Source organism: Pseudomonas sp. SO81, from assembly GCF_030374125.1.
Lineage (GTDB): Bacteria > Pseudomonadota > Gammaproteobacteria > Pseudomonadales > Pseudomonadaceae > Aquipseudomonas.
On sequence record NZ_CP126126.1, the window covers coordinates 3,038,628 to 3,052,654 of the forward strand.

Genomic DNA, 14,027 nt, shown 5'->3' on the forward strand with positions numbered 1-14,027 from the left:
CTCGACGCTGCCTTGAGTATTGCACTGGAGGCCGGGACCCACCAGATGCGGGCGCCCGACGGGGAGGGTGACTCTCCATGTCGGGCTCAGGCGGTGAAGTCGGCCAGCGAGACGCTGGTTACGCCCACCAGCTGAATGGCGAACTCCGCGTCGGCGTCGCCATCGATGTTGCCGTAGAGCACGCCATCGGTCAGTCGCAACTGCCCAGCAGCAGTGAAGGCTGCAGCGCTGTCGATGATCTGGGTGAAGACGTTGTTGCCGTCGACGGTCGTATCGGCATCGAGTCTGGACAAGTCGATCTTGTCGCCGCTCATGAAGTCCTTGATGACGTCCCAGTTGTCGCTGGTCAGTCCACTATCGGACAGGGCGTTGATCACGAAGGTGTCATTGCCGGCTCCGCCAATCAGCAGATCTTTACCTGCGCCGCCAATCAGGCGGTCGTTGCCAGCACCCCCATTAAGAGTATTGCTCGCAGCGTTACCGGTCAGTGAGTCGTTGTATTGGGAGCCGGCCAAGTTTTCGATGGAGATCAGGGTGTCAGAGCCGGAGCCTTTGGTAGCTTGGGCGCTGGTGCTGTTCAAGCTGACAGTCACTGCGCTGGAGGCGTGCGTATAGGAAACTGTGTCCGTGCCGTCGCTGCCATTGAGGATGTTATTGCCGATGCCAGCTACCAACACGTTGTTAAGGTTGTTGCCACTGAGATTGGCCGATCCGGCGGCCAGAATTCGCCCGTTCTCGATATTGGTGCCGAGGCTGTAGCTGGTGAGGTAGCTGTAAACAGTATCTGTGCCGCCTGTACTGGCGTCGGCGTTGGTTTCGCTGACCACGTCGCCTGCATTGTCGACGTAGTAGGTATCCGAGCCCTCGCCTCCGATCATCTTGTCAGAGCCGGCACCGCCATTCAGAACGTCGTTACCCAGCCCTCCGCTGAGCCGGTTGCTGGCCGAGTTGCCGGTCAGCTTGTCGTTGTAGTTGGAGCCGATCAGGCTCTCGATCGCTATGAGGGTGTCGGAGCCAGAGCCGCCGGTGGCTTGTGCGGCCGAGCTAGCCAGCGTGACTGTAACGGCGCTGCTGGCGTAGAGGTAGGACACGCTGTCGCTGCCCGTCCCGCCGTTCAGAACATTACTTCCCGCCCCGGCGTAGAGGATGTTGTTGAGGCTATTACCGGTCAAGCTGGCATTTCCACCGGCAACGATGCGGCCGTTTTCGATATTGGCACCCAGAGTGTACTTGCTGAGGTAGCTGTATACGGTATCGCTGCCGCCGGTACTCAAGCTGGCGTTGGTTTCGCTGACCAAGTCGCTGGCATTGTCGACGTAATAGATGTCCGAGCCGTCTCCGCCAATTAGCTTGTCTGCTCCTGCCCTGCCATTGAGTATGTCGTCACCTGCTCCGCCGCTGAGTGTGTTGTCGGCAGCGTCACCGGTCAGACTGTCGTTGTAACTGGAGCCGGTCAGGTTTTCGATGGCGATGAGCATGTCGGAGTCAGAGCCGCCGGTCGCCTGCGCTGCGGCACTTGCCAGAGTGACCGTCACGGCGCTGCTGGCATAGAGATAGGACACCGTGTCACTGCCAGCTCCACCATTCAGGACATTGTTGCCGGCGCCGGCATAGAGAATGTTATTGAGGCTATTGCCGATCAAACTGGAGGTGTCGCCGGCAAGGACGCGCCCATTTTCTATGTTGGTACCCAGTGTGTACTCGCTGAGGTAGCTGTAGACGGTGTCGTTGCCACCGATACTCAGATTGGCATTGGTTTCGCTAATTACATCGCTGGTGCTATCTACGTAATAGATATCGGAGCCGTCTCCGCCAATTAGCTTGTCTGCTCCTGCCCCGCCATTGAGTATGTCGTTGCCTGCGCCGCCGCTGAGTTTATTGGCGGCATCGTCGCCGGTCAGCCTGTCGTTGTGGGCGGAGCCGCTGAGGTTTTCGATGGAAATCAGGGTGTCAGTGCCCCCACCGCCAGTAACCTGTGCTGTCGATATGGCCAGGCTAACGTGTACTGCGCTTGTTGCTGTTGCGTAACTAACGGTGTCAGATCCGGCAGCGCCATTGAGGGTATTGTTGCCGGAATTACCGGCGAGTGTGTCGCTGAAGTCGGAGCCGGTGAGATTCTCGATGGAGATTAGCGTGTCGGTGCCCCCGCCGCCAGTAACTTGGGCTGTCGATATGGCCAGGCTAACGTTTACTGCGCTTGTTGCTGCCGCGTAATTAACAGTGTCAGATCCGGCGGCGCCATTGAGAGTGTTGTTGCCGGAATTACCGGCGAGGGTGTCGTTGAAGTCGGAGCCGATGAGGTTCTCGATGGAAATCAAGGTGTCAGTGCCCCCACCGCCAGTAACTTGGGCTGTCGAGATGGCTAGGCTAACGTTTACTGCACTTGTTGCAGTTGCGTAATTAACAGTGTCAGATCCGGCGGCACCATTGAGGATGTTGTTACTAGAGTTGCCAGCGATATAGTCTGCATAGGAAGAGCCAGTGGCATTTTCAATAGATATGAATTTGTATTCATCATTCAGGTTGATGGATATCCCTGACGTTGCATAGGAGAAGTCGGCGGTGTCGGAACCTATGCCACCATCTAAATAATTTGAGTTGCTATTTGAATAGAGAATATTGTCTAGGGAGTTTCCGATAAGGTAGGCATAGTGATCGGTATTTAGAATTCGCCCATTCTCGATGTTTTCGGCAAGCTCGTAGTGGTACAGATAGGATAAGACCGTATCTAGGCCGCCATTTGCGGCTTCGCGAATTGAGGCGGCAGATCCCGACATTGCGCCTAGAGAGCTTCCGAGTATGTAGACGTCATCACCGGCACCGCCAGCCAAGGCGATATTGCTATCACTGCTGATCAGCGTGTCGTTACTGTCCGTACCTTGAACTTCTAGGCGTAGCCTGTTGCCATTTTTGTCGTAGCGCTGGGTATAGATGTTCTCGTCCCCTGCATGGTTTTCTCCATCTGCCCAAGTGAAAATCCAGCCACCGTCCGGCAACAGCGTTGTTGAAAAAACATCCGCTCTGCTGCTGAAACGATCTATGTTGACGGCGGTCTCGCTTCCGATCCGATTACCGGTAGAGTCGTAGCGTTGGAAGTACAGGATATTCCCTGAGTCCCATGCAACTAGCCAGTTATTGTTGGGGAGGGCCAAAACTTCATTTGGCCCATAGGGTGTTGACCCAATAAGAGATGCGGCGCCGACAGAATTGCCTGCGGCGTCATAATTCTGAGCGAATATCGCTACGCTATAATAAGTAGCAGCAGGGTATTGCTCGTAGAGTAGAGTCCAACCACCATCGGGTTGGATTACCACTGAGGGCGGTGAGGGGTCTAATGGACGATATGCTAGATGGTGGAGGTCGCCGACAGGGCTGCCTGTTGAATCGAAGCGTTGGATGAATGTGCCGTACTCGCTCCCAGGACCCTCGTTACACCAGATGGTCAGCCATCCACCATCGGGCAGGGCTTGAACATTCGAGCTGCTTTGGAAGTATTTTGTTGCTAGGGTCAGTTCGCTACCCAACAGGCTGCCTGAGGCATCATAGCGTTGAGCAACTATGCTATAGCGGTTATCCGATGTTTGGCTTTCCCACGCTACCAACCAACCGCCATCATCAAGAACTGTCACGCATGGAGATGTCTGACCGCGAGCGGTGGTGGTGTTAACTTGTATTTCGCCTGCCAGTGGGACGCCATTTTGATCGAATCGCTGTGAGAAAATACCTTGAATATCTCCGGCGCCTTGGCCTTCCCAGGTAATCAGCCAGCCGCCGTCAGGCAGAGCAGTTGCAATAGGTGAGAGTTTTCCATACCCGGTATTTGTGCTGATTCTTATGGCATCGCCAATGGCATTCCCTAATGAGTCATAGCGTTGTGTATATATGTCTTGCTTTTTATCTTGATTGTATCCATGCCAGCTGACGATCCAGCCGCCGTCTTGAAGATGAACTGTGGGGGTTGTTGAGATTTCTTCCCCAGATATTTGCTCATTAACCGATAAGGGGCTAACGAGTTGCTCGCCTCCAGCTTGGAGCGTGAGGGTGCGATCCGTGAATTGGAGATACTCAATACCTTGTAGCGAGTCTGTGCCGGCGTCTCCGTCAGAGGTATTGAGGTCGGTAATGGTCAGAACGCCGCTGTTCCAGATGTTCCAGCTGAAGCGAAAGTCACTGGAGTTTCCTGCGTAGATAGCGGTATCTTGCCCCTTTCCCCCATTAAGAACATCATTTCCCGCGCCACCAGTGATTTTGTCATCTTCGGCCGTGCCGTTGAGGATTTCGCTGATACTGGTTCCCTTCACTACAGCCATATAGAGTCCATTCCTGTTAAGCGAAATTACGGGATGAGGTACTGGCATTCTGCCGGTTTTTTATGGCGAATGTGAGGCTATGGGCGCTTCTTTAAGGGCAAAAAAACGCATGGCGCAGGATCTAGGCTCTGGGGTTATGAGGCCTTTGCGGCTGCCCTGCGATGGCGAATGATCTCGATCACGCCCGGCAGGATCGAGACGAAGATGATCGCCACGATCAGGTAATGCAGATTGCTCTGCACCACCGGCAGGTTGCCGAAGAAGTAGCCGGCGTAGCTGAACAGGGTGACCCAGACGACCGCGCCGATCACGTTGTAGAGGGCGAAGCGGCGGTAGGGCATGTGGCCCATGCCGGCGACGAAGGGGGCGAAGGTGCGCACGATGGGCACGAAGCGGGCGAGGATGATGGTCTTGCCGCCGTGCTTGTCGTAGAAGGCCTCGGTCACTTCCAGGTAGCGGCGGCGGAAGATCTTCGAGTCCGGGTTGGCGAACAGCTTGGCGCCGAAGAAGCGGCCGATGCTGTAGTTGACCGCGTCACCGAGGACGGCGGCGACGATCAGCAGCGGCACCATGATGTGAACGTTCATCGCGTCTTGGGTGGCGATGGCGCCGGCGACGAACAGCAGCGAGTCGCCCGGCAGGAAGGGCGTCACCACCAGGCCGGTCTCGCAGAAGATGATCAGGAACAGGATGCCGTAGATCCACGGCCCGTAGGCGGCGGTCAGCTCCGCCAGGTGGCGGTCGATGTGCAGGATGAAGTCGATGACAAGCTGGATGAATTCCATCTGGGCTCCACTCGCCGAAGCATGGGCGCGGTTCCTGCGCCGTAGATAGCAAAAACCCCGAGGAATTTCTTCGCTCGGGGTTCTCGGTATTAGTGGTGCCCAGGGACGGAATCGAACCGCCGACACGGGGATTTTCAATCCCCTGCTCTACCAACTGAGCTACCTGGGCAACGGGGCGCCATTAAACGGATTTGGCTTTGCAGTGTCAAGCGAGGGAATGAAAAAAAATTCAGTGCAGACGGGCGGTTACGATTTCCGGGGTGCTGCGGGCGTTTCCGACCCGCAGCCGTATTAGGCACTTGGCGGCACGTAGCCGTCGGCCTTGGCGTAGTCCTCGCCGGAGAGGAACTTGTCCATCTCGGCCTGGAGGAACTTGCGGTCCTCGGCGTTCATCATGTTCAGCCGACGCTCGTTGATCAGCATGGTCTGGTGCGCCTGCCATTCGTCCCAGGCTTTCTTCGACACGTTATCGAAGATGTCCTGGCCCTTGGCGCCGGGGTAGGGCGGGCGGTCGAGGCCGGGCAGGTCCTCGTTGAACTTGCGGCAATGGATGGTGCGGCTCATGAGATTTCTCCTGCGTTCAGTGCATCCGCGGCTCGCTTGAGGAGCTTCTTCACCGGGGCGGCCAGGCCCAGGCGCGGCGGGCTGGCGAGGTTATACCAGAGCCAGTCGCCCTCGGCCACGGCGGGGCTGGCCTGTTCGGCGGGCACCAGCCAGGGCTCGATGGCCAGCTGGAAGTGGCTGAAAGTATGGGTCAGCCCGGCCAGCTCGCGTGGCTCGCCGAGGCGCAGGGCATGTTGGTTGGCCAGCGGCGCGAGACCGGTCAGATCGTCCAGCTCCGGCAGGCTCCACAGGCCGCCCCACAGGCCGCTGGAGGGGCGACGGTAAAGCAGGATGGCGCCTTCGCGGTTGGCCAGCAGCGGCATCAGCGTGCGCTTCTGCGGCAGCGCCTTGCGCGGCTTGGATTCGGGGAAGTCGCTCTCGCGGCCGAGCAGATGCGCACGACAGCCGTCGCGCACCGGGCACAGCAGGCAGCTCGGCTTGCTGCGGGTGCACAGTGTGGCGCCCAGGTCCATCATCGCCTGGGTGTAGTTGTTGACCCGCTCGTGCGGGGTCAGCTGTTCGGCCAGTTGCCACAGCTGCTCGGCCACCTTGGGTTCGCCTGGGTAGCCGTGCTGGGCCTTGTAGCGGGCCAGCACGCGCTTGACGTTGCCGTCGAGGATCGGCGCGCGCAGGCCCATGCTCAGGCTGGCGATGGCGCCGGCGGTGGAGCGGCCGATGCCGGGCAGCTCGGCGAGTTGCTCGACCGAGCGCGGGAACTCGCCGCCATGCTGCTCCACCACCGTCTTCGCCGCCTTGTGCAGGTTGCGCGCGCGGGTGTAGTAGCCGAGGCCGGTCCACAGGTGCAGCACTTCGTCCTCCGGCGCCGCCGCCAGCGCCTGCACGGTCGGCAAGGCGTCCATGAAGCGGTCGAAGTAGCCGAGCACGGTGCTGACCTGGGTCTGCTGCAGCATGATCTCGGAGACCCACACCCGGTACGGGGTGATGCCCTGCTGCCAGGGCAGGTCCTTGCGGCCGTGCACGTCATACCAGGCCAGCACGGCGCCGTTGAATTGCTCGGGGCTCATCGGTTGAACAGGCCCTTCAGCGCGTCCTTGAGTTCCGGGCTGACCTTGTCGCCGAGCTTCTCTTCCAGCTTCTCGCCGAGCTTGTCGCCGGCCAGTTTGGCGGCGATCTTGCCGAGGCCGTCCTTGTCCAGGCGGCAGGCCTTGGCGCCCAGCTCCAGCGGGCCGCGGCAGCGCAGCGGCCATTCCAGGCCGACATAGCGCTCGTTGACCTGGCAGGCCGGGTCCGGCATGGCGCCCTTGTCGCCCTCGATGACGATGCCGACGCGGTAGTCCATGCCCAGCACGCGCAGGTCGAGGTCGCCGTCGCCGTTCACCGTCAGGCCGGGGATGCGCGCCTTGAGGTCCGGGTTGCTGGCCACGCCATTGGTGAACTTCAGGTTGCCGTGCAGCTCCTCGAACGGCGTGTCCTTGCCGCGCGGTTCGCCGGACAGGGATTTGCGATTGAGGGTGGCGATGCCCTGGCACAGCTGCTGCTCCAGGTTGGCCTCGACCAGCACGCCGTCGCTCAGGCTGAAGCTGGACGTGCCGTTGAGGGCGTCGATCCAGGCCTTCTGACTGTTGCCCTGGGTGCGCAGGTCGGCGCTCAGGTCGAGCTGGCCGCGTACCGGCGGCTTCTCGCCGCGGGCCTCGATCAGCTTCTCCACGGGAATGCGCTTGAGCTGCTGGTTCAGGGTCAGCAGCGGCACGGCCGGGCGGGCGTCGAATTGGGAGCGAATGACGAACTCGCCACCATGCAGATCGCCACGCAGTTCCTGCAGGTCGAGCAGGCCGCCCTTGGCGCTGGCTTTGAGGCTGGCGCTTTCGATCGGCAGTTTGCTCAGGGTCAGCTGGCCGAGGCCGATGGTCGCCTGCACGTCGAGCTTGCGCAGGCTCTCCAGCGGCAGGGCCGGCTCGTTGCTCCAGGCCTGCTGGGTCGGCGCGTTCGGCAGCGGCGTGGTGCCGCTCTTGCCGGCGGCGGCCACCGCTTCCTTGACTTCACCCTTGCGCGCCGCGCCGGCATCGGCGTCCTTGTTTTCCGGCGGCAGGTAGCGGTCGAGGTCGAGCTTGTCGCCCTTGAGTTGCAGGCGCAGGGCCTGCTTGGCGAAGTCGCTGACCGCCAGGCTGCCGCTGAAGGTGCTGTCGTCCAGCTTCAGGCTCAGGTCGTTGAGGTTGACGCTGCTCGGCGTGCCGGCCAGGCGGGCGGACATCTCGAAGCGGCTCAGGGTGCCGCTGTCGCGCATGGCGGGCAGGGCGATGCCGATGCCGTCGAGGAATTCGCGCAGGTTGAACTGGGCCAGCGACAGATTGCCTTCCAGCTGGGCGGTCTTGTCTAGGTCGCGCAGCTTGAGCTCGCCGAGGGCGCGCAGCTGGTTGGCGGAGAGCTTGATGCCGGTCCATTCGGCCACCTGGGCGGACTGGTCGAGCAGCAGCTGGCCCTGGCTGGAGAACGTCAGGGTCTTGCCACCCAGCGGCTCGCCGGAGGCTTCGCCGGCCAGCTTGAGGTCCTGCAACTGGTAGCGCTTGAGGCCGCGGTCGAAGCGCAGCAGGCCCTGCAGCTCGGTCTTGGCGCGCACTACCGGCTGGTTGGTGCCGAGGAAGGCCAGCAGCTTGATCGGGATATCGGCGCCCTCGCGGATGGCACCGGTGGACAGTTCGATGCCCTCGGCGCTGAATTGCTTGCCGCTCTTGGCGTCGTGGTAGTCGATGCGCGAGGTGCTGATGGTCAGGCTGTCGATATCCAGCTTGACCGGCTTGCCGCTCTCGTCGGTGGTCTGGGCGGTGATTTCGCTCGGCTCGCCAAGCGCGGTTGGCGCCGGCTCGCTCGCTGCGGGCTTGGCCGGCTGGCCGACGCCCTCCCAGTTGCCGCGACCTTTCTCGTCGCGTTGCAGGGTCAGGTTGAGGCCGTCGACACGGATGTCGCTCATCTGCACTTCCTGGTACAGCAGCGGCAGCACGCGTACGGACAGGCCGAGCAGGCGCAGGTCGGCGAAGGGCTTGTCCGGGGTGTCGGCGCTGGCCAGGGTGGCGTCGGTCAGCTCCAGGCCGAGCCAGGGGAACAGGCTCCAGCCGATATCGCCCTTGAGCTGCAGTTCGAGGTTGGCCTTGTCGCGGGCCAGCTGCTGGATCTCGTCCTTGTAGTCGTTGGGGTCGAACAGGTGGGTCAGGGCGAAGCCGAGGCCGACGATGATCAGCAGCAGCCCGAGAAATACCAGACCCAGGATTTTGCCAATGGCTTTCATGGACCAGTCCTTGTGTGGAGTTCTTCTATATAGGGGCGGGAGTATACCGCCGCCGTGTGGCGCGGCGAGCGCCATGCGTGGCAGGGGTTGGATGACCAGGTCGACGAGCGGTTCCCCTGCGGCCTGCGCCTGCGATGGCGCGCGGGGAAAGCCGTTTTGGCAGCGACGGCCCATCCGCCGCCGGCGTTCCGGGGTTAGGCTGCCAGCATAACAACAAGGATTCGCCTGTGAGGTGGTGATGAATATCGTGGTGATGGCCGTGCCGTTGTACATCCTGCTGATGCTGCTGGAGCTCGCCTATGAGCGCTGGAGCGGCCGTCACACCTATCGCCTGGCCGATGCCACCACCAGCATCAACACCGCCGTGTTGCGCGTGTTGCTGGAGGGGCCGCTGCGCCTGCTGCTGGTGATTCCCTACGCCTGGCTGTACGAGCATGCGCGGCTGTGGACGCTGGATCCGACCTCGCCTTGGACCTGGCTGCTCGGCTTCGTCGCCGTGGACTTCTGCTTCTACTGGGCGCACCGCAGCCTGCACCGCTACAACCTGCTGTGGGGCGCGCACCAGCCGCACCACTCCAGCGAGGACTTCAACCTGTCCACCGCCCTGCGCAAGGGTGCCTTCCAGACCGCCTTCGACTGGCCCTTCTACCTGCCGCTGGCGCTGCTCGGCCTGCCGTTGCCGCTGTTCCTGGTGCTGCTCGGCGCGCAGCTGGTCTACCAGTTCTGGATTCACAGCCAGCATGTGGGGCGGTTGGGGATTCTCGAGTGGTTTATGGTCACGCCGACCAACCACCGCGTGCATCACGGGCAGAACGACCGCTACATCGACAAGAACCACGGCGGTGTATTCCTGATCTGGGACCGCCTGTTCGGCACCTACGCCGACGAGGACGAGCCGGTGCGCTATGGCGTGACCACCCCGGTGCGTACCTTCGACCCGATCCGCCTGCAGTTCTCCTGGTGGCGCCTGCTGTGGGCCGACGCCGTGGCGACCCACTCCTGGTGGGACAAGCTGCGCCTGTGGTGGATGCCCACCGGCTGGCGTCCGGCGGATGTGGCCGAGCGGCCCTGGCCGAAGATGGGCGCGGACAAGTTCGACTGCGCCTATCCGGCGAGCCTGAAGTGGTATGCCTTCCTGCAGTTCGTGGCGATCAACGCCATGGCCCTGTGCTACCTGGCCTCGGTGAAGCGCGCCGAGCTGTGGCAGCCACTGTTGCTGGCGCTGCTGATTCTTGCTGGCTGCGTTGGTCTTGGCCTGCTGTTCGAGGGCAAGCGCGCTTTGTGGAAGGTGGAGGCGGGTCGTCAGGTACTGACGGCCGGCGCGGCGCTGGCCTGGGTGGTGTGGCTGGCGCCGCAACAGCTGGCGCTCGGCCTAGTGCTGGTCGGGCTGTGTCTGGCCAGCCTGCTGTGGCTGGTCTGGCTGGCGGCCAGGCCGCAGATGGCGCAGGCGTCCTAGGGCTTACAGGCTGTCCAGCGGCAGGCCGCTGCGCGCGGCCAGGGCCTGGCTCTCCAGGTGATCCTTGGGTGCCGCCAGGTGCAGCGGCTTGCCGGCTTCGGCGGCCAGGCGCCGGGCCTCGTCGAGGATGCGTCGGGCCACGCCGCGCTTACGGGTGACCTTGCGTACACACAGGTGCGATAGCCGCCAGTGCTGCTCGCCGCGCTCCAGCAGGGCGGCGCCGAGCAGGCGGTCATTGAAGCGCCCGGCGATCAGCTTGCCCTTGCCGATGCCGTCGGCCAGCAGGGCGTCAATGCTGGCGTAGGGCTCGAGCAGCCAGTCCGGGGCGTCGGCGTAGACCTTGCCCAGGTCGGTGTGGTCCTGGGCGGACGGGCGACTGACGATTTCGACCAGAACGGGCATGGCGACTTCCTCGCAAGAGCAGGCTGCGCAGTGTAAAGCCAGCTCAATCGCGCCGATAGCCATTGCCCCGACCGCCGCCGGTAGCCGCCAAAGCCACGGCCCGCCTATAATGGCGGCCTTTTCCCGTGAGCAGCCTGTGGAGCTGGAGATGGCCGAACGTACGGCATCCGTCGAGCGCAACACCCTGGAGACCCAGATCAAGGTCTCGATCAACCTGGATGGTACCGGCAAGGCCAAGTTCGATATTGGCGTGCCGTTCCTCGAGCACATGCTCGACCAGATCGCCCGTCATGGCCTGATCGACCTCGATATCGAGTGCAAGGGCGACCTGCACATCGACGACCACCACACCGTGGAAGACGTCGGCATCACCCTCGGCCAGGCCTTCACCAAGGCGGTCGGCGACAAGAAGGGCATGACCCGCTACGGCCACTCCTACGTGCCGCTGGACGAAGCGCTGTCGCGCGTGGTGATCGACTTCTCCGGTCGTCCCGGCCTGCAGATGCACGTGCCTTTCACCCGCGCGGTGGTCGGCGGCTTCGACGTGGACCTGTTCCAGGAGTTCTTCCAGGGCTTCGTCAACCACGCCCAGGTCAGCCTGCATATCGACAACCTGCGTGGCACCAACACCCACCACCAGATCGAGACCGTGTTCAAGGCCTTCGGCCGCGCCCTGCGCATGGCCGTCGAGCTGGACCCGCGCATGGCCGGGCAGATGCCGTCGACCAAGGGCGTGCTCTGATGCAGACGGTTGCCGTCATCGACTACGGCATGGGCAACCTGCACTCGGTGGCCAAGGCCTTGGAGCACGTCGGCGCCGGGCGAGTGATCGTCACCAGTGACGCCAATGTGATTCGCGAGGCCGACCGCGTGGTGTTTCCCGGCGTCGGCGCGATCCGCGACTGCATGGCCGAGATCAAGCGCCTGGGTTTCGACAGCCTGGTGCGTGAGGTCAGTCAGGATCGCCCGTTCCTCGGCATCTGCGTCGGTATGCAGGCCCTGCTGGAGCGCAGCGAGGAGAACGGCGGTGTCGACTGCATCGGCCTGTTCCCCGGCCAGGTGCGCTTCTTCGGTAAGGACCTGCATGAAGGCGGCGAGCATCTGAAGGTGCCGCACATGGGTTGGAACGAAGTGGCGCAGGTGGTCGATCATCCTCTGTGGCACGAGATTCCGGACCACGGCCGCTTCTACTTCGTGCACAGCTACTACATCGAGGCCGGCAACCCGGCCCAGGTGGTCGGCCGTGGTCATTACGGCAAGGACTTCGCCGCCGCGCTGGCCGATGGCTCGCGTTTCGCCGTGCAATTTCACCCGGAGAAGAGCCATACCCATGGCCTGCAGCTGCTGCAGAACTTCGTCGCCTGGGATGGCCGCCGGTAAATGAGCCGGGGCAAGAAGATTGCGCAGCTGGAGCTCGAAGGCGCTCAGCAGCAGGCGGCGTTGCAGGTGCTGGGGCGTTTCCTGGAAGACCGCTTCGAACTCGAGCTGGGCTCGTTCGAGGTGCAGGAAGTGCTCGACCTGATCAGCCGCGACATTGCCCCGCACTACTACAACAAGGCGATCTCCGATGTGCAGGCGGTGCTGTCCGACCGTTTCGCCAGCCTGGAGAGCGACCTGTGGGCGCTCGAGAAGAGCTGACCCTTCACCGAATTCACGACTTGAGCAGGTTCAACCGATGCTGATTATCCCCGCTATCGATCTCAAGGACGGCGCCTGCGTACGTCTGCGCCAGGGCCGCATGGAAGACTCCACGGTGTTTTCCGATGACCCGGTGAGCATGGCCGCCAAGTGGGTCGAGGGCGGTTGCCGTCGTCTGCACTTGGTCGACCTCAACGGCGCCTTCGAGGGCCAGCCGGTCAATGGCGAGGTGGTTACCGCCATCGCCAAGCGCTACCCGAACCTGCCGATCCAGATCGGTGGCGGCATCCGTACCCTGGAAACCATCGAGCACTACGTGCGTGCAGGCGTCAGCTACGTGATCATCGGCACCAAGGCCGTTAAAGATCCACAGTTCGTCACCGATGCCTGCAAGGCTTTCCCGGGCAAGGTCATCGTCGGCCTGGATGCCAAGGACGGCTTCGTCGCCACCGACGGCTGGGCCGAGGTATCGACCGTGCAGGCCACCGACCTGGCCAAGCGCTTCGAGGCCGACGGCGTGTCCGCCATCGTTTATACCGACATCGCCAAAGACGGCATGATGCAGGGCTGCAACATCCCGGCGACCGTGGCCCTGGCCAACGCCAGCCGCATCCCGGTGATCGCCTCCGGCGGCATCCACAACATCGGCGACATCCAGGCCCTGCTGGACACCAACAATCGCGGCATCATCGGCGCCATCACCGGTCGCGCGATCTACGAAGGCACCCTGGACGTGGCCGAGGCCCAGGCCATCTGCGACCTGAAGAACAAGGTCGAGTAAGTCGACGGAGCTATAGCATGGCACTGGCAAAGCGCATCATCCCCTGCCTCGACGTGGACAACGGCCGCGTGGTCAAGGGTGTCCAGTTCGAGAACATCCGCGACGCCGGCGACCCGGTGGAAATCGCCCGCCGCTACAACGAGCAGGGCGCCGACGAGATCACCTTCCTCGACATCACCGCCAGCGTCGACGGCCGCGACACCACCCTGCACACGGTGGAGCGCATGGCCAGCCAGGTGTTCATCCCGCTCACCGTGGGTGGCGGCGTGCGCACCGTGCAGGACATCCGCAACCTGCTGAATGCCGGCGCGGACAAGGTGTCGATCAACACCGCCGCGGTGTTCAATCCGGAATTCGTCGGCGAGGCCGCCGATCGCTTCGGCTCCCAGTGCATCGTCGTCGCCATCGACGCCAAGCGCGTTTCCGCGCCGGGCGAGCCGGGGCGCTGGGAGATATTCACCCACGGCGGGCGCAAGCCGACCGGCCTGGATGCCGTGCTCTGGGCGAAGAAGATGGAAGACCTCGGCGCCGGCGAGATCCTGCTGACCAGCATGGATCAGGACGGCGTGAAGAGCGGCTACGATCTGGGTGTAACCCGCGCCATCAGCGAGACGGTGGGTATCCCGGTGATCGCCTCCGGCGGCGTCGGCAACCTGGAACACCTGGCCGCCGGCATCCTCGAAGGCAAGGCCGATGCGGTGCTGGCCGCCAGCATCTTCCACTTCGGCGAATACAGCGTGCCGGAGGCCAAGGCCTACCTGGCCAGCCGCGGCATCGTGGTGCGCTGAACTATGTAGATGTAGCGGGG

General features: G+C 62.6%; 12 protein-coding genes and 1 tRNA gene. 6 read left to right on the forward strand and 7 right to left on the reverse strand.

Annotation, left to right across the window (positions count from 1 at the left end; translation table 11 throughout):
• Nucleotides 1–86: 86 nt before the first annotated feature.
• From OH686_RS14200 to OH686_RS14225, 6 genes are all read right to left on the reverse strand, one after another.
• Nucleotides 87–4,310, reverse strand: a complete 4,224-nt coding sequence (locus tag OH686_RS14200) for a beta strand repeat-containing protein (RefSeq protein ID WP_289533415.1) — start codon at nucleotides 4,308–4,310, stop codon at nucleotides 87–89.
• A gap of 134 nt (nucleotides 4,311–4,444) precedes the next feature.
• Nucleotides 4,445–5,095, reverse strand: a complete 651-nt coding sequence (locus OH686_RS14205) for a DedA family protein (protein ID WP_289533417.1) — start codon at nucleotides 5,093–5,095, stop codon at nucleotides 4,445–4,447.
• A 93-nt stretch (nucleotides 5,096–5,188) separates the two neighbouring features.
• A tRNA-Phe gene (locus OH686_RS14210) sits at nucleotides 5,189–5,264 on the reverse strand.
• Between the two features lie 122 nt (nucleotides 5,265–5,386).
• On the reverse strand, nucleotides 5,387–5,659 hold the full coding sequence (locus OH686_RS14215; RefSeq protein ID WP_137974743.1) for an oxidative damage protection protein: 273 nt from the start codon (nucleotides 5,657–5,659) through the stop codon (nucleotides 5,387–5,389).
• Complete coding sequence (mutY, locus tag OH686_RS14220) at nucleotides 5,656–6,723, reverse strand: A/G-specific adenine glycosylase (RefSeq protein ID WP_289533419.1); 1,068 nt, start codon at nucleotides 6,721–6,723, stop codon at nucleotides 5,656–5,658. Before mutY ends, OH686_RS14215 begins: the two co-directional genes overlap by 4 nt.
• Nucleotides 6,720–8,942: an AsmA family protein gene (locus OH686_RS14225; protein ID WP_289533421.1), complete on the reverse strand. Its 2,223-nt coding sequence runs from the start codon at nucleotides 8,940–8,942 to the stop codon at nucleotides 6,720–6,722. Before OH686_RS14225 ends, mutY begins: the two co-directional genes overlap by 4 nt.
• A gap of 238 nt (nucleotides 8,943–9,180) precedes the next feature.
• On the opposite strand from OH686_RS14225, the gene OH686_RS14230 reads away from it, so the two are divergent.
• Entirely contained in the window at nucleotides 9,181–10,398 is a 1,218-nt protein-coding gene (locus OH686_RS14230) for a sterol desaturase family protein (RefSeq protein WP_289533423.1), read from the forward strand.
• A 3-nt stretch (nucleotides 10,399–10,401) separates the two neighbouring features.
• Here OH686_RS14230 and OH686_RS14235 read toward each other — a convergent pair whose 3' ends face one another.
• A complete protein-coding gene (locus OH686_RS14235) occupies nucleotides 10,402–10,800 on the reverse strand; it encodes an acetyl-CoA sensor PanZ family protein (RefSeq protein ID WP_137974747.1) in 399 nt (132 codons plus the stop codon).
• Between the two features lie 148 nt (nucleotides 10,801–10,948).
• On the opposite strand from OH686_RS14235, the gene hisB reads away from it, so the two are divergent.
• From hisB to hisF, 5 genes are read left to right on the forward strand one after another with little or no spacing between them, the layout of a single operon-like run.
• A complete protein-coding gene (gene hisB / locus OH686_RS14240; RefSeq protein ID WP_289533425.1) occupies nucleotides 10,949–11,542 on the forward strand; it encodes an imidazoleglycerol-phosphate dehydratase HisB in 594 nt (197 codons plus the stop codon).
• Nucleotides 11,542–12,180, forward strand: coding sequence for an imidazole glycerol phosphate synthase subunit HisH (hisH, locus tag OH686_RS14245; RefSeq protein ID WP_289533427.1), 639 nt, complete (start codon nucleotides 11,542–11,544; stop codon nucleotides 12,178–12,180). Before hisB ends, hisH begins: the two co-directional genes overlap by 1 nt.
• Nucleotides 12,181–12,438 carry a DUF2164 domain-containing protein gene (locus OH686_RS14250; RefSeq protein ID WP_289533429.1) on the forward strand — a complete coding sequence of 86 codons (258 nt, stop codon included), beginning with the start codon at nucleotides 12,181–12,183 and terminating at the stop codon, nucleotides 12,436–12,438.
• A 37-nt stretch (nucleotides 12,439–12,475) separates the two neighbouring features.
• Nucleotides 12,476–13,219 carry a 1-(5-phosphoribosyl)-5-[(5-phosphoribosylamino)methylideneamino]imidazole-4-carboxamide isomerase gene (gene hisA, locus OH686_RS14255; protein WP_289533431.1) on the forward strand — a complete coding sequence of 248 codons (744 nt, stop codon included), beginning with the start codon at nucleotides 12,476–12,478 and terminating at the stop codon, nucleotides 13,217–13,219.
• A gap of 17 nt (nucleotides 13,220–13,236) precedes the next feature.
• Nucleotides 13,237–14,007, forward strand: a complete 771-nt coding sequence (gene hisF, locus OH686_RS14260) for an imidazole glycerol phosphate synthase subunit HisF (protein ID WP_137974752.1) — start codon at nucleotides 13,237–13,239, stop codon at nucleotides 14,005–14,007.
• Nucleotides 14,008–14,027 lie beyond the last annotated feature (20 nt).